The 18,325-nt window shown below is 71.9% G+C and carries 16 protein-coding genes; 5 read left to right on the top strand and 11 right to left on the bottom strand.

The features are described 5' to 3' along the window. Position 1 precedes the first annotated feature (1 nt). On the top strand, positions 2-3,406 hold the full coding sequence (locus tag SYYSPA8_RS14355) for a S8 family peptidase (protein ID WP_323447531.1): 3,405 nt from the start codon (positions 2-4) through the stop codon (positions 3,404-3,406). 165 nt (positions 3,407-3,571) lie between these two features. Here the strand turns inward: SYYSPA8_RS14355 and SYYSPA8_RS14350 are convergent, their stop codons facing one another. The 11 genes from SYYSPA8_RS14350 to SYYSPA8_RS14300 form a co-directional block, all read right to left on the bottom strand. Beyond that, on the bottom strand, positions 3,572-5,017 hold the full coding sequence (locus SYYSPA8_RS14350; RefSeq protein WP_323447530.1) for an aldehyde dehydrogenase: 1,446 nt from the start codon (positions 5,015-5,017) through the stop codon (positions 3,572-3,574). Beyond that, on the bottom strand, positions 5,017-5,268 hold the full coding sequence (locus SYYSPA8_RS14345; RefSeq protein WP_323447529.1) for a hypothetical protein: 252 nt from the start codon (positions 5,266-5,268) through the stop codon (positions 5,017-5,019). Before SYYSPA8_RS14345 ends, SYYSPA8_RS14350 begins: the two co-directional genes overlap by 1 nt. A 137-nt stretch (positions 5,269-5,405) precedes the next feature. Beyond that, on the bottom strand, positions 5,406-7,169 hold the full coding sequence (locus tag SYYSPA8_RS14340) for a sigma-54-dependent Fis family transcriptional regulator (protein WP_323447528.1): 1,764 nt from the start codon (positions 7,167-7,169) through the stop codon (positions 5,406-5,408). Positions 7,170-7,214: 45 nt separating this feature from the next. Continuing rightward, entirely contained in the window at positions 7,215-8,069 is an 855-nt protein-coding gene (locus SYYSPA8_RS14335) for an alpha/beta fold hydrolase (protein WP_323447527.1), read from the bottom strand. 32 nt (positions 8,070-8,101) lie between these two features. Further along, positions 8,102-9,304: a thiolase family protein gene (locus SYYSPA8_RS14330; protein ID WP_323447526.1), complete on the bottom strand. Its 1,203-nt coding sequence runs from the start codon at positions 9,302-9,304 to the stop codon at positions 8,102-8,104. Beyond that, positions 9,301-10,005: a CoA transferase subunit B gene (locus SYYSPA8_RS14325; RefSeq protein WP_323447525.1), complete on the bottom strand. Its 705-nt coding sequence runs from the start codon at positions 10,003-10,005 to the stop codon at positions 9,301-9,303. Before SYYSPA8_RS14325 ends, SYYSPA8_RS14330 begins: the two co-directional genes overlap by 4 nt. Next, complete coding sequence (locus SYYSPA8_RS14320; RefSeq protein WP_323447524.1) at positions 10,005-10,760, bottom strand: CoA transferase subunit A; 756 nt, start codon at positions 10,758-10,760, stop codon at positions 10,005-10,007. Before SYYSPA8_RS14320 ends, SYYSPA8_RS14325 begins: the two co-directional genes overlap by 1 nt. Further along, entirely contained in the window at positions 10,760-11,050 is a 291-nt protein-coding gene (locus SYYSPA8_RS14315) for a muconolactone Delta-isomerase (protein ID WP_456115163.1), read from the bottom strand. Before SYYSPA8_RS14315 ends, SYYSPA8_RS14320 begins: the two co-directional genes overlap by 1 nt. Beyond that, positions 11,047-12,039 (bottom strand): catechol 1,2-dioxygenase, encoded by a 993-nt coding sequence (catA, locus tag SYYSPA8_RS14310; RefSeq protein WP_323447523.1) that lies wholly within the window; start codon positions 12,037-12,039, stop codon positions 11,047-11,049. The genes SYYSPA8_RS14315 and catA overlap by 4 nt, the downstream gene beginning before the upstream one ends. A 25-nt stretch (positions 12,040-12,064) precedes the next feature. Further along, positions 12,065-13,168 (bottom strand): mandelate racemase/muconate lactonizing enzyme family protein, encoded by a 1,104-nt coding sequence (locus tag SYYSPA8_RS14305; protein WP_323447522.1) that lies wholly within the window; start codon positions 13,166-13,168, stop codon positions 12,065-12,067. Next, on the bottom strand, positions 13,165-14,100 hold the full coding sequence (locus SYYSPA8_RS14300; RefSeq protein ID WP_323447521.1) for a LysR substrate-binding domain-containing protein: 936 nt from the start codon (positions 14,098-14,100) through the stop codon (positions 13,165-13,167). Before SYYSPA8_RS14300 ends, SYYSPA8_RS14305 begins: the two co-directional genes overlap by 4 nt. A gap of 240 nt (positions 14,101-14,340) precedes the next feature. On the opposite strand from SYYSPA8_RS14300, the gene benA reads away from it, so the two are divergent. The 4 genes from benA to SYYSPA8_RS14280 are packed head-to-tail and all read left to right on the top strand — an operon-like array spanning position 14,341 to position 18,195. Continuing rightward, positions 14,341-15,768: a benzoate 1,2-dioxygenase large subunit gene (gene benA / locus SYYSPA8_RS14295; RefSeq protein WP_323447520.1), complete on the top strand. Its 1,428-nt coding sequence runs from the start codon at positions 14,341-14,343 to the stop codon at positions 15,766-15,768. Then, a complete protein-coding gene (gene benB / locus SYYSPA8_RS14290; RefSeq protein ID WP_323447519.1) occupies positions 15,765-16,328 on the top strand; it encodes a benzoate 1,2-dioxygenase small subunit in 564 nt (187 codons plus the stop codon). The genes benA and benB overlap by 4 nt, the downstream gene beginning before the upstream one ends. 23 nt (positions 16,329-16,351) lie before the next feature. Further along, positions 16,352-17,401, top strand: coding sequence for a benzoate 1,2-dioxygenase electron transfer component BenC (benC, locus tag SYYSPA8_RS14285; protein ID WP_323447518.1), 1,050 nt, complete (start codon positions 16,352-16,354; stop codon positions 17,399-17,401). Next, positions 17,398-18,195, top strand: a complete 798-nt coding sequence (locus tag SYYSPA8_RS14280; RefSeq protein WP_323447517.1) for a 1,6-dihydroxycyclohexa-2,4-diene-1-carboxylate dehydrogenase — start codon at positions 17,398-17,400, stop codon at positions 18,193-18,195. Before benC ends, SYYSPA8_RS14280 begins: the two co-directional genes overlap by 4 nt. Positions 18,196-18,325 lie beyond the last annotated feature (130 nt).

The following is an 18,325-nucleotide window of genomic DNA, read 5'->3' as shown; positions in this document are numbered from 1 at the left end:
GGTGTTCTCCAGGAAACATTCATATCGCGGTGGGGCGACGCTCACCACGGCGGTCGCGGCGGCGCTCGTCGCGGGGCTGACCACCCCGGCGGCATCCGCCTCCGCCGGCCCTTTGGGCGGCACGGCCGGCGCCGTGGCCTTCGGGGCGGGCGCCGCACTCATGGACCGGGGCGGCACGGCGGGCGGGGGCGGTGCCGCCGGCCTCCACTGGGTCACCCTCATCACCGGTGACCGGGTCGGCGTCGACGCCCAGGGCAGGGCGGCCGCTCTCGACCGGGCCGAGGGCCGCTCGGGCATCCCCGTCCAGACCTTCACCCAGGACGGCAGCACCTACGTCGTACCCGCCGACGCCCGCTCCCTGATCGCCGCCGGCCGCCTCGACCGGCGGCTGTTCGACATCACCGAGCTGAGCAGGGCCGAGAGCCGTGCCGCGTACCGCGAGGGCCTGAAGGTCATCGTCGCCTACGACGGCGCCCCGGGGGCCACGGCCAGGAAGGGCCTGCGTACGGCGGGAGACGTCCGGGTCGGCCGGACCCTTCCGGTCCTGAACGCGGACGCGGTGACCATCCCGGGCCGGGAGGCGAGCGCCCTGTGGGACTCCCTCACCCGTACCGGCGGAGGCACGGACGCGCGGACCACCACCGTCTCCGGCGTCCGGCACATCTGGCTGGACCGCGTGTACTCGGCCAAGCTGGACAAGAGCGTCGCCCGGATCGGCGCTCCCCAGGTGTGGCGGGCCGGTTTCGACGGCACCGGTGTCAAAGTCGCCGTCCTCGACACCGGAGTGGACCGGACCCACCCCGATCTGACGACGCAGGTCGTCGCGGAGAAGAACTTCACCGACGCCAAGGACGTGAAGGACCGGCACGGCCACGGCACCCATGTCGCCTCCACCGTGGCGGGCACCGGCGCCAGATCGGGCGGTACGCACAAGGGGGTCGCCCCCGGCGCCCGGATCATCAGCAGCAAGGTGCTCAACGACCGCGGCTCCGGCACCGCCTCCAGCATCATCGGGGGGATCGACTGGGCCGTGGCCCAGGGAGCCGACGTCATCAACATGAGCCTCGGCGCCCCTGACGGTCCGGAGATCGACCCGGTGGAAGCCCAGGTCAACAAGGTCTTCCAGGAGAAGGGCGTGCTCTTCGCCGTCGGCGCGGGCAACGAGGGAAGGCGTGGCCCCACCGGTTCGATCAGCTCCCCGGGCAGCGCCGACGGGGCCCTGACCGTCGGCGCCGTGGACGACGACGGGGCGACGGCCCCCTTCTCCAGCCGGGGCCCGCGGGCCGACGGCGGCGCGATCAAGCCGGACGTCGCCGCCCCCGGTGTGGACATCGTCGCCGCCGCGGCCGCCGGTACCGAGGTCGATCCGCAGGCCCCTGCGGGGTACGCCACCCAGTCCGGCACCTCGATGGCCACCCCGCACGTGGCGGGAGCCGCGGCCCTGCTCAAGCAGCGGCACCCCGGGTGGACGGGCGATCGGCTGAAGAGTGCCCTGACCGCTTCCACCGAGGATCTCGGCCGGCCCGCCGTGGAACAGGGCACGGGCCGGATCGCCCTGGAGCGGGCGATCGGGCAGAGCGTCGTCGCCGACCCCTCGTCGGTGAGCTTCGCCCAGCAGTCGTGGCCGCACCACGACGACACCCCCCAGACCCGGAAGATCACCTACCGCAACCTGGGCGACACGGACATCACCCTCGATGTGAAGGCCACCGGATACGGCCCGAAGGGCAGGCCCGCCCCGGCCGGCTTCTTCACCCTGGGCACCGGCCGGGTAACCGTCCCCGCCGGCGGCACCGCCTCCGTGGACCTGTCCGTGGACACCCGCATCGGAGGGACGGCCGACGGCTACTACTCGGCCTCCGTCGTGGCGACCGGCGGCGGGCAGAGCGTGCGCACCGTCGCGGGCGTGGAGCGGGAGCCGGAGCGGTACGACCTCACCATCAAGTACATCGGACGGGACGGCAAGCCGACCCGGAACCTCTCCTCGATGCTCTACGGGCTCTTCGAGGACGGGGGTTCGTACATGTTCGACGACGAGGCCAGCAGCGTCACGATCCGCCTCCTGCGGGGCGAGTACGCCCTCAGCTCCAGCGGAGCCGTGGACCCGAGGAACTACGCCAAGGGCTACGACCTGCTCATCCAGCCGAGGCTCTCCCTGACCAGGAACACCACGGTCACCGTCGACGCCCGCAAGGCCAAGCCGGTCTCCATCACCGTCCCGGACCGGAAGGCGAAGCTGAGCCGCGCGGTGCTCGGGTACGCGGTGGGCAAGGGCGCCCATCGGAGCAACGACGGCTTCTTCTTCGACTCGCTGACCAATGTGCGCACCGCGCATCTGGGCCCGGAGGCCACCGCCGGCTCGTTCGCCGAGTCCTGGACCACCCGGTGGAAGCCGGTCGGCCCGACCGAGTACACCACGGTCACCGGTGGCCCGGCGAAGAAGTACTCCACCGGCTACACCAAGAAGTTCAAGGCCGGTGACTTCGCCACGGTGAAGGTCGGCACGGCGTCCTCGGTGAAGGGCAAGTACGGCTATCTCACCCTGGCGAGCGAGCTGGGCGGCATCACCTCCTACCTGGACGGCGGACCGCAGCCCCTCCCCGGCGTCCGGAACCTGGCGGTCGCTTCGGGCCCCGGAGCCACCTGGTCCCTGGAGAGCGTCCAGTCCCGGGCGAAGGTGCCGGACCCCTGGGGGGACGAGGTGAGGACCTTCACCCCGAGCAAGGTCTACCGTCCGGGCCGGACCTACACCGAGACCATCGGTACGGGGGTGCACTCGCCGCTGGTGCGGAAGGACATCAGCGGTGCCTACCGCGAGGGCGGCAGGATCTACGGCGATGTGGCCCTCTTCAGCGACGGCAAGGGCCAGCCGGCCTACTCCCACCACGCGTCGGCGAAGACCACCCTGCACCGGGGGACGACGAAGATCGGTGAGACGAAGGACCCGATCAGTGCGTCGAACCCCTTCGAGGTCGGCGCGGACCGGGCCGTGTACACCCTGGCCACCTCGGTGCGGCGGGACAAGAAGATCACCAGGACCGCCGTCCGTATCGACGCCGCCTGGACCTTCACGTCGCAGCAGCCCGCCAAGGGCACGGTGGACACGCTGCCGCTCTCCTCGGTCCGCCTCGACGCGAAGCCGGCGCTGGACAACACCGTCCCGGCGGGCAGGCAGGCCACCATCCCCGTGACCGTCGAGGGCCCGGCGGCGGGCAAGGGGCTGAAGTCCCTCACGGTCTCCGTCTCCTACGACGGCACGTCATGGAAGAAGGTGACGGTCACCCGGGGCAAGATCACGGTGAAGAACCCGGCCAAGGGCAAGTCGATCTCCTTCCGGGCGCAGATCGTGGACACGAAGGACAACAGGAGCACCATCACCGTCCACGACGCCTACCACGGCACGTAGGCCGTGACGGCCGCCGGCCCACCGCGCTCGGCGTGGGCCGGCGGCACGGGCCCGTGGCGGTCCGGAACTCCTGACACCGGTCGACGCGCCGGAGAGCCGGACCCCCTCCACCCCGATCGGTGGAGGGGGTCCGGCCTTTACCGGTCAGTGATCAGGGGGCCAGGGTCAGAGGTAGATCGTCTGCGTCTGCTGGTAGGACGCCAGGCCCTCCGGCCCCAGCTCCCGCCCAAGGCCGCTCGACTTGATGCCACCGAAGGGGGCCGCAGGGTCGGGTATGTAGCGGTTGACGCCGATGGTCCCCGTCTGCACCCGGCGGGCGACGGCCGCTCCGCGCTCCGGGTCGGAGGTCCACACCGTACCGCCGAGGCCGAAGTCGGAGTCATTGGCGAGACGTACGGCGTCGTCCACGTCGTCGTACGCGATGACGGAGAGCACCGGACCGAAGATCTCCTCCTGGGCGACGACGGAGGTGTTGTCGACATCCGCGAAGACGGTCGGCTCCACGAACCAGCCCCGGTCGAGACCGGCGGGGCGGCCCCCGCCGGTCGTCAGGCGCGCGCCGTCGCCGAGGCCCTTGGCGATGTACGACTCGACCCGCTCCCGCTGGAGCCGCGTGGCCATCGGCCCGATCCGGGTCGCGGGGTCGCTCGCGTCGCCGACGGGGAGGGACCCGGCGAACGCGGTGAAGGCGTCGACCACTTCGGCGTACCGGTGGCGCGGGGCCAGGACGCGGGTGCCCAGGAAACAGGTCTGGCCGTTGTTGAGGAGAGTGGCGCCGAACAGACCCTCGCCGATCTTCGCCAGGTCCAGGTCGGCGTCGTCCAGGACGATCGCCGCGGACTTGCCGCCCAGCTCCAGGGTGACCGGGCGCAGCAGCCGGCCGCAGACCTCGCCGATGGCGCGGCCGGCGGCGGTGGAGCCGGTGAAGGCGACCTTGTCGACGGACGGATGCGCGACCAGGTGGGCCCCGGCCGCCCGGCCGCCCGGGACGATGTTGACCACACCGGGCGGGAGGCCCGCCTCTGCCACGGCCTCGGCCAGCAGATAGGCGTCGAGGACCGTCTCGGGGGAGGGTTTGACGACGACCGTGCAGCCGGCCGCCAGCGCCGGGGCGAGCTTGAACATGGTCAGGGCCTGGGGGAAGTTCCACGGGACGATCGCCGCGACGACGCCGACCGGTGCCCTGCGGACCTCGATCGGGCCGCCGAGGAGCCCCGGCCGCGTCTCCGCCACCGACAGCTCCCGCGCCAGGCCCGCGTAATAGCGCAGAATCGCGCTCGGATAGCCGGCCTCCAGCTGGCGGGCGACCGCGACGGGCATGCCGTTCTGTGCGCTGACCCGGGCCACGAATCCGTCGGCCCGCAGGTCGATCGCGTCGGCGAGGCGCTCCATCGCCCCGGCCCGGCGGGCGGGCTCCCAGCCCGCCCAGCCCGACGGGTCGTCGAAGGCGGTACGGGCCGCGGCGACCGCGCGGTCGATGTCGGCCCCGGTGCCCTCGGGGACCTCGCCGAGCGGTTCCTCGGTACTGGCGTCGACCGGGGTGATCGTGCGGCCGCTGTCGGGGCGGACCCAGGCGCCGCCGATGTAGAAGGTGTCGTAACGCAGATCCATCACAGGACTCCTCGGTCGTGGGGGCGCGAGGAGCGGGACGAGGGGGCGGTGGCACGGCGCGGGGCCGTGGCGGGGGCGTCGGGGGCGCCGCTGTGCGCGGGGCGGCCCGGTGCGGGGGCCACCACGCGGCGGATCGCCGGTGCGGTGCGGGCCGGCCGGGGGCCCGGCACGCGGGGGAGGGCGCGACGAGGGTACGGGGCTCGCTCCGCCAGGACGCCCCCGCGCACGGGCGGCGCTGCGTCGATCCGCATGGTCCGGCTCCTTTGCCAGGGGTTTCCGGCACAGTAGAGCAGCGCGGACCGCGCGGACTGTTCACATTCTGGACAACGTTCCGGCGCCCGGCCGGTTGCATCGCCGCCGCGCTCCCGGGTGATCTGCGGGTCCGGGCTCAGGCGGTGATCCGTAGTGCGCGCATCCGGTTGTAGAGCGTGGTGCGGCTGATGCCGAGACGTTTCGCGGCCCGCAGCTTGTTGCCGTCGCACGCGAGCAGGGCGGCGGCGATCGTGTCGTACTCGGCACGTTCCAGCGGTGTCAGGGCGCGAAGGCCCGGGCTGACCCGGTACCGCTCGGGCAGATCGCGGGGGGTGATGTCCCCGGCGGACCGGCGCTCGACGGCGCTCCGCACGACCGTGTGCAGCTCCCGCAGGTTGCCGGGCCAGGGGTGGCCGGAGAGGGCGGCCAGGGCGGCCGGGGTGAAGCGCGGCCGGCCGCCGGTGCCCGGGGCGTCGACCAGGGGGTCGAGCAGGGCGTCGACCATGGTCCGGACGAGTTCCGGCAGCTCCGCCGTACGGTCGCGCAGCCGGGGCAGTTCGATGTGGTCGGGGCAGTCGGCGGCGAGGGCCGCGTGGGGGCCGGTCAGCTCGGCCCGGGGCGGTCCGGTCAGGGCGATCCGCGGGCCGGGCCGCCCTTCCATGATCCGCCGCAGGCGTGCCGTGGAGGCCGCGGGCAGCAGCTGTACGTCCTCGACGACCAGCAGGCCGGGGCCGCTGCCGGCCGCCTGCTCCGCCGGCGCGGGCTCCAGGCCGGCCAGGGCCCGGTCCAGATCGGTGAGCCAGGCGGCTTCGCCCCGTACCGCCGCCTCCGAGGCGTCGAGGGTGATGACACGCGCCGGCTCCGTACCCGCGAGCGACCGCGCCGTCGTGGTGCGACCGGTACCGGGCACGCCGCCGACGTACACCGGGGGTGCCGCGGGAGCGGCGGACTGCCGCAGGGACCCGGAACCGGACCTGGGGCCGTGGCGGTGGGCCGGGGGAGCGGCGCTCCGAGGCCGGTGGAACGTGAAGAGCACCCTGTCGGACCCGGCGACGGCCCGGAAGGTCACGGCCAGGGTCCGCCCCGAGGACAGCTCGACGGCCGGCAGCCGGTACTCGTCACCGGCACCGGCACCGGCACCGGCACCGGCACTGGCACCCACGGCCTCGCGGCCCGGCCCGGCGTCGGCGGCGATGCCCCGCAGGCGTACATGGTCGACAGGGTCGAGGAGTTCCACGGCGGCGGGAGTGGCCAGCACCACCCCTTCGCCGAGGACGAGCACCGCCCGGTCGCGTCCGGCCGCCGCCTGGAAGGCCGCCAGCATCCGCTGCTCGGCCGCGCGAGCGGTGCGCAGCAGCCGTTCCTCGATGTCCCGGGCGGCGCGCGCGACGAGCGGGGCCAGCAGCGGGGAATCGCTTCCGCTGTGGCAGGTGATGTCCAGTACGCCCTGGAGCCGGCGGGTCACCGGATGCGTGATCGGATGGCCGTAGCAGCTGAACCGTTTGAACGGCTCCAGATAGTGCTCATCGCCGTGCACGGCGACGCCCCGCCGCAGCTCGTGCGCGGTCGCTATCGAGTTCGTCCCGGTCGTCTCCTCCAGGAACACCCCGCCCGCCACCACACCCAGCGCCTCCAGCCGGTCGCGCAGTGGACGCGCCCCGCAGGACAGGTCCACGATCCGCGACTCGCGATCGGCGAGCAGGACACAGAAGTCCGCGTCGCCGAGCTGACCGGCCAGCTCGGCGAGGACCGGTCCGGCGGCGGCCCGCAGCCGGCCACGCCGGTCCACCGCGTCCGGCTCCACCCGCAGGTTCGGCGCGGTGGGCGTCAGCCCGCTCCGCTCGGACCGCCACCAGGAGTGCGCGATCTCCGGACGGAGCGTGGTGTCATCAGGGCGCACAGCGACCTCCGATGCCCGTCGTGCGTACGCGCAGGGTAGAACGGTTCATCCGGGCGGCGGAAGCCGCGTTCCGTTTCCGGGGGCCGATACGGGAGGGGCCGCGGGCGGGGCAGCGGCCGCGGCCGCGTCCAGATGTGCGGTCAGCGCGGCCCGCAGCTCGCCGGGCCGTTCGGCGGCGAGATGGCCGCAGTCGATCACGGCGAGCGAACTGCCCGGAATGCCCTCCGCGAGTTCCCGGGCGTGCGCCACCGGGGTCGCGCTGTCCCGGGAGCCTCCGACGACGAGGGTGGGGGCGGTGATCCGGTGCAGGTCCGGGCGGAGGTCGTACGCGGCGAGGGCGTCGCAGCAGGCCGCGTAGCCGACCGGGTCCGCCCCGGCCAGGTCGCCGAGGAGTCCGCGGGCGAAAGGGGTACGCGTCTCCGTGTCCGCCGCCGCTTCCGTAGCGGCGAACCAGCGGGCCGGGCTGGTCTCCAGCAGGGGAGCGGTCCCCCGGAGCCGTACCAGGCCGGCCCGCTCGTACCACGGTTCCGGCGGCCCGAACCGCGCGGACGAGCAGACCAGCGCGAGCGAGGCGACCCGCCGCGGGCAGTGGGCCGCGAGCCGCGCGCCGATGGCGCCGCCGAGGGAGATGCCCGCGTAGTGGAACCGGTCCCAGCCGTGGTGGTCGGCGACGGCGAGCACCAGCGACGCCAGATCCTCGACCGTGGTACGGCCGGGCTCCGGGGCGGGCAGGACATCGGCCCGGGAGCCGCCGTGCCCGGGCAGGTCGAAGCGGAGCACCCGGAAACGGCGGGAGAGGGCCGGCAGCTGGCGCTCCCAGACAGCTGTGGAGGTCCCGAGGGAGGGGCCGAGGATCAGCGGTGGGGCGCCGGCCGGACCGGCGAGGTGGTGATGCAGCACGGATCTCCCGCACATCGATGGTTGATGGTCGGTCAGCGTTCGAGGACGAGGGCGAGGCCCTGTCCGACGCCGACGCAGAGGGTCGCGACGCCGGTGCCGTGCCCCCTGCGGGCGAGCTGATGGGCGACGGTCCCGGCCAGGCGGGCACCGGAGGCGCCCAGTGGATGGCCGAGGGCGAGGGCTCCGCCCTGGGGGTTGAGGATCGCCGGGTCGATATCCGGCCATGCGGCGAGACAGCCGAGGACCTGCGCGGCGAATGCCTCGTTGAGTTCGAGGACGTCCAGGTCGGCGAAGGTCCGGCCCGCCTTGGCGAGCGCACGGTGCACGGCCTCGACCGGCCCCAGGCCGAAGTAGTGGGGATCGATGGCACAGACACCGGTGGCCGCGATCCGGGCGAGGGGTTCGCGGGCCATGCTCCGGAGCCCTTCCTCGTCCGCGAGGAGCAGCGCCGCCGCGCCGTCGTTGAGGGGCGAGGCGTTTCCGGCGGTGACCGTGCCGCCGTGCGGACGGAAGGCCGGCCGGAGCGCCGCGAGTCCGGCGAGGGAGGTGTCCGGGCGTACGCACTCGTCCGCCGCGACCAGGTGCGGTCCGCCCCGGCGCCGCGGGACCGGCACGGGCGCCAGTTCGGCGTCGAACAGCCCCTCGGCCTGCGCGCGGGCGGCCTTCCGGTGGCTCAGCAGGGCGTACTCGTCCTGCTGGACACGGCTGATTCCGTACTTCTCGGCGACGAGTTCGGCGGACTCGCCGAGGGGCACCGTCCACTGCGGCTCCATGGCCGGGTTGACCATGCGCCAGCCGAGGGTGGTGGAGTACATCTCGGTGTGGGCCGCCGGGAACGCCCGGTCGCTCTTGGGCAGGACGTAGGGGGCGCGGGTCATGGACTCGACACCGCCCGCGAGGACGACGGACGCGTCACCGCAGGCGATGGCGCGGGCGGCCTGGACGACGGCCTCCAGGCCGGAGGCGCACAGGCGGTTGACGGTGACGCCCGGGACGGTCGTGGGCAGCCCGGCGAGGAGGGCGGCCATGCGGCCGACGTTGCGGTTCTCCTCGCCCGCGCCGTTGGCGTTGCCGAAGTGGACGTCGTCGATCCGCTCCGGTTCGAGGCCGGGTGTCCGGGCGAGGAGTTCCCGTACGACATGCGCGGCGAGGTCGTCGGGACGGACGGAAGCGAGGCCTCCGTTGTACTTCCCGATCGGGGTGCGTACGGCGTCGACGATGTAGACGTTCTTCACCGCGTGCCCTCCTGTGTGCCGTTCCGCAGCTCGTCCCGCAGCTCGTCCCGCAGTTCTTCCCGCAGCTCTGCCGCGACGGAGAGCCGGGCACCGGTCCTCTCCGCGATCTCCGCGATCTCCACCCCCGGCGCGGTCTCGACCAGCACCAGGCCCTCGTCCGTGACATCGAGGACGCCCAGGTCGGTGATGATCCGGTCCACGCAGGCCCGGCCGGTCAGGGGCAGCGCGCACTCGGTGAGGATCTTCGGGGAACCGTCCTTGGCGGTGTGGGTCATCACCACGACGACGGTACGGGCGCCGTGGACGAGGTCCATCGCGCCGCCGATGCCGGTGACGAGCTTCCCCGGGACCGCCCAGTTGGCGAGGTCGCCCTTCTCGGACACCTGCATCGCGCCCAGGACGGCGACGTCGATGTGCCCGCCCCGGATCATCCCGAACGACAGGGCCGAGTCGAAGAAGGACGCCCCCGGCAGGACGGTGACGGTCTCCTTCCCGGCGTTGATGAGATCCGGGTCGACCTCGTCGCGGGTGGGGTAGGGGCCGGTGCCCAGGATGCCGTTCTCGCTCTCCAGGACCACTTCCACCCCCTCGGGCAGATGATTGGGGATCAGCGTCGGCAGGCCGATGCCGAGGTTGACGTACTGCCCGTCGCGCAGCTCACCCGCCGCCCGCGCGGCCATCTCCTGGCGTGTCCAGGCCATCAGTCGCTCACCGTCCGCTGTTCGATGCTCTTGTCGGCGGCCTGCTCGGGTGTGAGGGCCACGACGCGCTGGACGAAGACGCCGGGTACGTGCACCGCGTCCGGGTCCAGTCCGCCGGGCTCTACCACCTCCTCGACCTCGGCGATCGTGATCCGGCCGGCCATCGCCGCCAGGGGGTTGAAGTTCCGGGCCGACCGGTGGAAGACCAGGTTGCCGTGGCGGTCGCCGCGCGCGGCCCGGACCAGCGCGTAATCGGTGCGTATCCCGCGTTCCAGGACGTACTCCTTGCCGTCGAACGCGCGGACCTCCTTGGGCGGCGAGGCCAGCGCGACCCCGCCGGAGCCGTCGTAGCGCCACGGCAGACCGCCCTCGGAGATCTGGGTGCCGACCCCGGCGGGTGTGTAGAAGGCGGGGATTCCGGATCCTCCGGCGCGCAGCCGCTCCGCCAGCGTGCCCTGGGGGATCAGCTCGACCTCCAGCTCACCGGCGAGGTACTGCCGGGCGAACTCCTTGTTCGCGCCGATGAAGGAGCCGGTCACGCGGGCGATCCGGCCGGCCGCCAGCAGGACCGCGAGGCCGCGGTCCATCGCCCCGCAGTTGTTGGAGACCACGCCCAGACCGGTCGTACCCCGCTCGTACACCGCCTGGATCAGGACGTTCGGCACCCCGCTCAGACCGAACCCGCCCACCGCCAGCGTCGCGCCGTCCGGCACATCGGCCACGGCGGCCGCCGCCGAGGCAACAGTCTTGTCCATCAGCCGGCCGCCAGGTCCGAGGGGTGCTGGGACAGGGGGGTGATCTCGACGCTCAGATAGGGGAAGAGCGGCAGGTTCCACAGGATCCGGTGCAGCGCCTCGTTGTCGGCGACGTCGAAGACACTGATGTTGGCGTACTGTCCGGCGCACCGCCAGATGTGCGCCCACGCACCGGACCGCTGCAACTCCTGGCAGTAGTCCCGCTCACGGGCGACCAGGTCCGCCCGGACCCCGGGGTCGAGACCGGGCGGGATCGCGACGTCCATCCGTACCGCGAACAGCATCGTCATCCCACCTTGTCGAACGTGTCGAGTGTGTCGAACTCGTCGGACGGGTCGGACGGGTCGGACGTGCCGAGCTTGTCGAGGACGAAGTCGTAGGTGACACGGCGGCCGTCGCCGTCCGCCGCCGGCACGGGGTCGAGCACCAGCTCCGGCTTGACGGCGGAGGCTATGTCGTCGGAGACGTGCTCCCCGCCTCTGAAGTACAGCTGGGTGGTGATGAGCCGGTGGCCCGGGGCCGAGACCTTCAGATGCAGATGGGCGGGGCGCCAGGCGTGCCAGCCGGCGGCCGTGATCAGGCGGCCGCAGGAACCGTCGGTCGGTATCCGGTAGGGCGCGGGCTCGACGGTGTGGATGCGGAAGCGGCCCTCGTCGTCGGCGGTGACCGTGCCCCGCAGGTTCCACTCCGGCAGGCCCGGGGCGAACTGCGAGTAGTAGCCGTCGGCGTCCGCCTGCCAGATCTCGACCGAGGCCCCGGCGAGCGGCGCCCCGTCCACGTCCGTGACCTGTCCCTGGAAGGCGAGAGGGGTGCCCTGTTCGCCGTCGCGCATGGGGAGGGCCGCCGTGGCGGGCAGGAGTGGGGAACCGGGGACGTAGTACGGGCCCTCGATGGTGCCCTTGCTGCCCCGGCGGCTCTCGTGGGCGACCTCCTCGACGACGTGCTCCAGCCATACGTCGAGGAAGAGGGGCCACTCGCCGTCCTCGCCGACCTGGATCAGCCAGGACTTGAGGGCGTCGTACTCGGCGTAGGTGACCTGGTGGTGGCGGATGATGTCGTGGGCGGCGGCGAGGAGTTCGGAGACCAGCGCGTTGACACGGGTGGTGTGGGAGGTGTCTGTGGTGTCGGCGGTGCTCGGGTCGGCGGTGTTCGGGTCGGCGGTGGCGCTCTCCGTGCGCTGCCTGCTGCGGAAGCGCTCGGTGGCGGCGGCTCCGGAAGCGGCGGCGGTGGCCTGCTCGGCTGCGGCTTCGGCTGCGGCTTCGGTGAGGATGTCGGTCATGGGTGTCCCGTCCCTGGGGTGAGTGTCAGCGGTCCTGCCGGTAGCGGGCCAGCTTGTCGGGGTCGATGTCGATGCCGAGCCCGGCGCCCTCGCGGACGCGCAGCGTGCCGGACTCGATGGTCAGCGGCTCGGTGAGGAGGTCGTCGGTCATGTCGAGGAAGTTGGAGAGTTCGCCCGCGTACCGGGACGACGCGCGATGGGCCGCACCGAACGCGACCGAGCAGAGGGTGCCGATCTGGCCGTCGATCTGATTGCCCATCACCACCTCCACGCCCAGGCCCTCGCATCCGTACAGGACCCGCTGCGAGCCGGTGAATCCGGTACGCGCGGTCTTGATGCTGATGGCGGTGGCGGAGCCGCCGAGGAGTTCGCGTGTCACCTCGGCCGGCCGGGTGGCGCTCTCGTCGGCGATGAACGGGACGGGGCTCCCCGCGACCAGCCGGCGGCGCCCCAGCACATCGTCGGCCGGGCACAGTTCCTCGGCGAAGAGCAGTCCCAGGTCCGCCATCTCGGACAGGGCGCGCGCCGCCTCGGACGCGGACCAGCCGCGGTTGCCGTCGACGTACAGCTCGACTCCGGGGCCGAGGGCTTCCCGCAGCGCACGGCAGGCCGCCACGTCCTCGCCGTACGGCTGCCGGCCGACCTTCACCTTGAAGGTGGTGATGCCGTAGGTGTCCCGGACCCGTTCCGCTTCCGCGACCATCTCGTCGGCGGGCGCGAAGCCGACCATGTGACTCACCCGCATCCGGTCGGTCCAGCCGCCGAGCAGTCCGCAGACCGGCGCTCCGGTGGCCTGGCCGAGGATGTCCCACAGGGCCAGGTCGATCGCCGCCTTCGCGGTGGGATTGCCCACGGTCCGGTTCAGCCGGGCGTGCACGGTCTCGCGCTCCAGCGCCGTGAGACCCAGGAGCTGCGGAGCGAAGATCTTGTCGATCACCGCGACGATCGACTCCTGGGTCTCGCCGTAGGTGTACGGGCGGGGCGGGGCCTCCGCGGTCCCGGTGAGCCCGTCGTCGGTGCGCACCCGGATCAGGACATGGTCGGCGGTACGCACTTCGCCGCTCGCGAATCTCAGCGGTTTCGCGTAGGGAATGGCGAAGGGGATGGCCTCCACCGCCACGATCTTCATGCAATTCCTTCGTTCGCTTCGGTTCTTTCGTCTGTTCCGGCCTTTTGGGGAAAGAGGCCTTCGTGCTCCAGCACCTTGCGGAGATTCCGCAGCAGCGGTGATCCGTCGTCCTCGCGCCAGGCCAGGGCCAGCGGCACGGTCGGCGCGTTCTCGATCTCCTTGCACCGCACGCCCTCGCGGGGCGCGGAGCGGATGGAATCCGGCAGGACGGCGATGCCGAGCCCGGCCGCGACCAGCGCCAGGGCGGCGGAGGTCTCGGTCACCTCGTAGGCGCGGTGCGGGAAGAAACCGGAGGCCAGACAGGTGCGGACGACGGTGTCGCCGACGACGGAGCCGAGAGCGGCGCCGTACATGATGAAGTCCTCGTGGCGCAGCTGCTCGATGCGGACGCCGCCGGCCCCGGCGAGCCAGTGCTCCTCGGGTACGGCGACGACCAGCGGCTCGTCCGCGAGCTTCCGGTGGGCGATGCCCTCGCGGCGCACCGGCGGGCGCAGCACGCCGACATCGAGACGCCGCTCGATCAGCCCCACTTCCTGGGCGGGCGTGAGCATGTCCGTGTGCACCTCCATCACCACGTGCGGCATCGTGTGTTTCAGCAGCCGGGCCAGCGCGGGCAGCTGTCGGTACGAGGCGGAGCCCGTCAGGCCGAGCCGCAGCACCCCCTCCACCCCCGAGGCGAAGCGCCCCACCCGGGTGACCGCCTCGTCGACGGCCTTGAGGATGCGTTCCACATCGGTGCGGAAGACCTCGCCGGCGCCGGTCAGGGCGACCTGCCGGGTGGTACGGGTGAACAGCTCGACGCCCAGCTCCGTCTCCAGCCGGCGGATCGCCTGCGAGAGCGGAGGCTGTGCCATGTGCAACTTCTCCGCGGCCCTGCCGAAATGACAGGTCTCGGCGACGGCCGCAAAATAGCGAAGGTGCCTGAATTCCATCGGGGCTGCCTCTTTCCCGTGTCCGGGGCCCTCGATTGCGCCTCAGCGTAGGAAGCCGGCCCCGTGGCCCGCAAATATCTGTCAGCAGGGTATTGAGACGACCGCGATATCAATACCCCCCTGGGTCAACCCTGGGGGAATGTCCGGGGCCGACTCTTCACCTCGCTGTCATGGTGCTGAAAAGCAATGGCAACGAAGCCGCCGGCGAGGCGGCCCGGCCCAGAGGCGAAAGGGGCGGTCATGACTGAGGTCCGCAGCCGCGCGCGAAGCATCCTCGACGACGCCCTCGTGGAGGACCCGGACACCGGTGTGTACCGGGTGCGGCGGAGTGTCTTCACCGACGAGGAACTCTTTGAACTGGAGATGAAGCACATCTTCGAGGGGAACTGGGTCTATCTCGCGCACGAGAGCCAGATCCCGGAGGTCGGGGACTACTTCACGACCTGCATCGGCCGGCAGCCGGTGGTGATCTCCCGGGACAAGCAGGGCGTACTGCACTGCCTCGTCAACGCGTGCAGCCACCGGGGCGCGATGCTGTGCCGGCGCAAGACCGACAACCGCACCACTTTCACCTGCCCCTTCCACGGCTGGACGTTCAGCAACAGCGGACGGCTGCTGAAGGTGAAGGACCCCCGGGGGGCCGGCTATCCCGAGCAGTTCAACACCGACGGCTCGCACGACCTGACCAGGGTCGCCCGCTTCGAGAGCTACCGTGGCTTCCTCTTCGGCAGCCTCAACCCGGACGTCAAGCCGCTCAGGGAGCACCTGGGCGACGCGGCGGTCGTCATCGACATGGTGGTCGACCAGTCCCCCGACGGACTGGAGGTGCTGCGTGGTTCCTCGACGTACCACTACGACGGGAACTGGAAGCTCCAGGCGGAGAACGGCGCCGACGGCTACCACGTCTCCGCCACCCACTGGAACTACGCCGCCACCCAGGCCCGCCGTACCTCGGGGGAGTCCAGGAACGACACCAGGACCATGGACGCGGGCGGCTGGTCGAAACAGAAGGGCGGCTTCTACTCGTTCGAGCACGGCCACCTCCTGCTGTGGACCAAGTGGCTCGACCCCGCCAACAGGCCGCTGTCGGAGCGCCGCGACGAACTGGCCGCCGAGTTCGGCGAGGAGAAGGCCGACTGGATGATCGGCGTGTCCCGGAATCTGTGTCTGTACCCGAATGTCTATCTGATGGACCAGTTCAGTTCGCAGATCCGGCACTTCAGGCCCATCTCCGTGGACCGGACCGAGGTCACCATCTACTGCATCGCCCCGAAGGGCGAACCGGCCGAGGACCGTGCCCGCCGGATCAGGCAGTACGAGGACTTCTTCAACGCGACCGGCATGGCAACGCCGGACGATCTGGAGGAGTTCCGCTCCTGCCAGAAGACGTATATGGCCCGGTCCATGCCCTGGAACGACCTCAGCCGTGGTGCGACACACCAGATCGACGGCCCGGACGAGGACGCGAAGAAGATCGGCATCAACCCGATCGCCAGCGGCGTGCGCACGGAGGACGAAGGCCTCTACACCATCCAGCACGGCTACTGGCTCGACACCCTGCGCAAGGCCCTGGCCGAGACCCCGGCCGCGAGCTTGTGCGCGACGAGCGCGGGGGACACGGAAAACACGGGGGACACGGAAAACACGGAGACGGAGGCGGCGAAGTGACGACGGTGAACGAAGTGACGCCGGTGACCGGCACGGGCGGCTCTGCGGCCGTCGCGGAGACCGCCGAAGGGCCGGCCACCCTGGAGCGGATCCGTCAGTTCCTCTACCGCGAGGCCCGCCATCTGGACGACCGCGAGTTCGAGCAGTGGCTGGAGTGCTACCACCCGGACGCCGAGTTCTGGATGCCTGCCTGGGCGGACGACGACCGGCTCACCACCGACCCGCAGCGGGAGATCTCCCTGATCTACTACCCGAACCGGGCCGGCCTGGAGGACCGCGTCTTCCGTATCCGCACCGACCGCTCCAGCGCCACGAGCCTGCCCGAGCCGCGCACCGGCCACAACATCACCAATGTCGAGATCACCGGCCGCGACGGCGACACGGTGGAGATCCGGTTCAACTGGTTCACCCTCTACTACCGCTACCAGAGCGTCGACACCTACTTCGGTACGTCGTACTGCACGCTCGACCTCTCCGGCCCCGAGCCGCTGATCACCCGCAAGCGGGTCGTCCTGAAGAACGACTACGTGCACCACGTCGTCGACATCTACCACGTCTGAGCCGACCGCCGCTCCGTTCGGAAATGAGCGAGAACATGTCCTTCCAGGTCGCCCTGAACTTCGAGGACGGCATCACCCGCTTCGTCGCGTGCCGCCCCGGCGAGACCGTCGCCGAAGCCTCGTACAAGGCACGCATCAACATTCCGCTGGACTGCCGCGACGGCGCCTGCGGCACCTGCAAGTCCCTCTGCGAGTCGGGAACGTACGACGGAGGCGACTACATCGACGAGGCACTCACCGACGACGAGGCCGCCCACGGCTACTGTCTGCCCTGCCAGATGACCCCGCGGAGCGACCTCGTCCTGAGGATCCCCTCCTCCTCCGCCGCCGCGAAGACCGCGGCGGCCACCCACACCGCCACGGTCTCCGGGATCGAGCACCACTCGGCCACCACCGTCGAACTCGCACTCGACGTCGACGCGCGACCGGCACTGGACTTCCTGCCCGGCCAGTATGTGAACATCGCCGTCCCCGGCACCGGCCAGAGCCGCTCCTACTCCTTCAGCTCGGGCCCCGGCCGACGACAGGTCTCCTTCCTGGTACGGATCGTGGCGGGCGGCGCCATGTCCGGCTATCTGACGGGACGGGCCCGCGTCGGCGACCGACTGGAGTTCACCGGCCCCATGGGCGGCTTCTACCTCCGCGACCTCGTCCGCCCCGCCCTCCTGCTGGCGGGCGGCACCGGCCTCGCCCCGCTGCTGTCCATGCTCGACCGCCTCTCCACGGCCCCGGCCGCCGCTGCCCACCCGGTCCATCTGCTCTACGGCGTCACCACCGACGAGGACCTCGTCCACCTGGACACCCTGGCGCACTACACGGAAGCGATCCCCTCCTTCACCTTCGACCACTGTGTCGCCGACCCGGCGACCACCGCCCGCAACAAGGGCTTCGTGACGGCGCTGATGGACACCGGCACCCTCCACGACGGCGACGCGGACATCTATCTGTGCGGACCGCCCGCCATGGTGGAAGGCGTACGCGGACACATCGCATCGCTCGGCGTGACCCCGGCGGCCTTCCACTACGAGAAATTCACCCCGGCCGCCGTACGCGAGACGGCGAGGGCCGCGTGAACGCGCCGATCGGGTCCGGCCCGAGCGTGCACACCGGCCGGTTCGCGGGCAGGAAGGCCGTCGTCACCGGCGCCGCCCAGGGCATCGGCCTGGCCGTCGCCCACCGGCTCGTCGCGGAATCCGCCGATGTCGTCCTGGTCGACCGCGCGGAGACCGTCCACGAGGCCGCCGCCGATCTCGGGGCGCACGCCGTCCTCGCCGACCTGGAGACCTACGAGGGCGCCGAGTCGGCAGTCACGGAGTCGCTGGCACGGCTGGGCCGGATCGATGTCCTCGTCAACAACGTCGGCGGGACCATCTGGGCCAAACCCTACGAGCACTACACACCCGACGAGATCCAGGCGGAGATCCGGCGCTCCCTCTTCCCCACCCTCTGGACCACCCGGGCCGTCCTGCCCCATCTCATCGAGCAGCGCTCCGGCACCGTGGTCAACGTCTCCTCCATCGCCACCCGGGGCATCAACCGCATCCCCTACTCGGCGGCCAAGGGCGGCGTCAACGCGCTCACCGCCTCCCTCGCCATGGAAGCCGCCCCGTACGGGATCCGGGTCGTCGCCACCGCGGCGGGCGGCACCGACGCCCCGCCCCGACGCGTGGCCCGGGGGCCCGCGCCCCGCACCGGGCAGGAGCGGCACTGGTACCAGCAGATCGTGGACCAGACCGTCGCATCCACACTGATGAAGCGCTACGGCACACCGGAGGAACAGGCAGCCGCGATCTGCTTCCTCGCCTCCGACGAGGCTTCCTACATCACCGGCACGGTGCTCCCGGTCGGCGGCGGCGACCCCGGCTGACCGCGCCCGGCCCGCGCTGACCCGCGCCGATGCCGACGCCGGCGGTGATGCCGGCACCCACACCCGTACCGACGCCATGACCGACGGGAGGCGGAGACCGGGAACCGGACCGCGGGCCGGGGAAGGCCCG

It is taken from the genome of Streptomyces yaizuensis (assembly GCF_034961445.1).
Lineage (GTDB): Bacteria > Actinomycetota > Actinomycetes > Streptomycetales > Streptomycetaceae > Streptomyces > Streptomyces yaizuensis.
The sequence above is the reverse complement of the archived record's forward strand: the minus strand, read 5'-3'. Positions and strand labels throughout refer to the sequence as shown.

Bases quoted from the DNA above. Each gene is read 5' to 3' on its own strand.
- catA (WP_323447523.1), bottom strand. From the start codon at position 12,039: ATGACCGACATCCTCACCGAAGCCGCAGCCGAAGCCGCAGCCGAGCAG.
- SYYSPA8_RS14300 (WP_323447521.1), bottom strand. From the start codon at position 14,100: ATGGAATTCAGGCACCTTCGCTATTTTGCGGCCGTCGCCGAGACCTGT.
- SYYSPA8_RS14325 (WP_323447525.1), bottom strand. From the start codon at position 10,005: ATGGCCTGGACACGCCAGGAGATGGCCGCGCGGGCGGCGGGTGAGCTG.
- SYYSPA8_RS14350 (WP_323447530.1), bottom strand. From the start codon at position 5,017: ATGGATCTGCGTTACGACACCTTCTACATCGGCGGCGCCTGGGTCCGC.
- benA (WP_323447520.1), top strand. From the start codon at position 14,341: ATGACTGAGGTCCGCAGCCGCGCGCGAAGCATCCTCGACGACGCCCTC.
- SYYSPA8_RS14345 (WP_323447529.1), bottom strand. From the start codon at position 5,268: ATGCGGATCGACGCAGCGCCGCCCGTGCGCGGGGGCGTCCTGGCGGAG.
- SYYSPA8_RS14305 (WP_323447522.1), bottom strand. From the start codon at position 13,168: ATGAAGATCGTGGCGGTGGAGGCCATCCCCTTCGCCATTCCCTACGCG.
- SYYSPA8_RS14320 (WP_323447524.1), bottom strand. From the start codon at position 10,760: ATGGACAAGACTGTTGCCTCGGCGGCGGCCGCCGTGGCCGATGTGCCG.
- SYYSPA8_RS14315 (WP_456115163.1), bottom strand. From the start codon at position 11,050: ATGACGATGCTGTTCGCGGTACGGATGGACGTCGCGATCCCGCCCGGT.
- benC (WP_323447518.1), top strand. From the start codon at position 16,352: ATGAGCGAGAACATGTCCTTCCAGGTCGCCCTGAACTTCGAGGACGGC.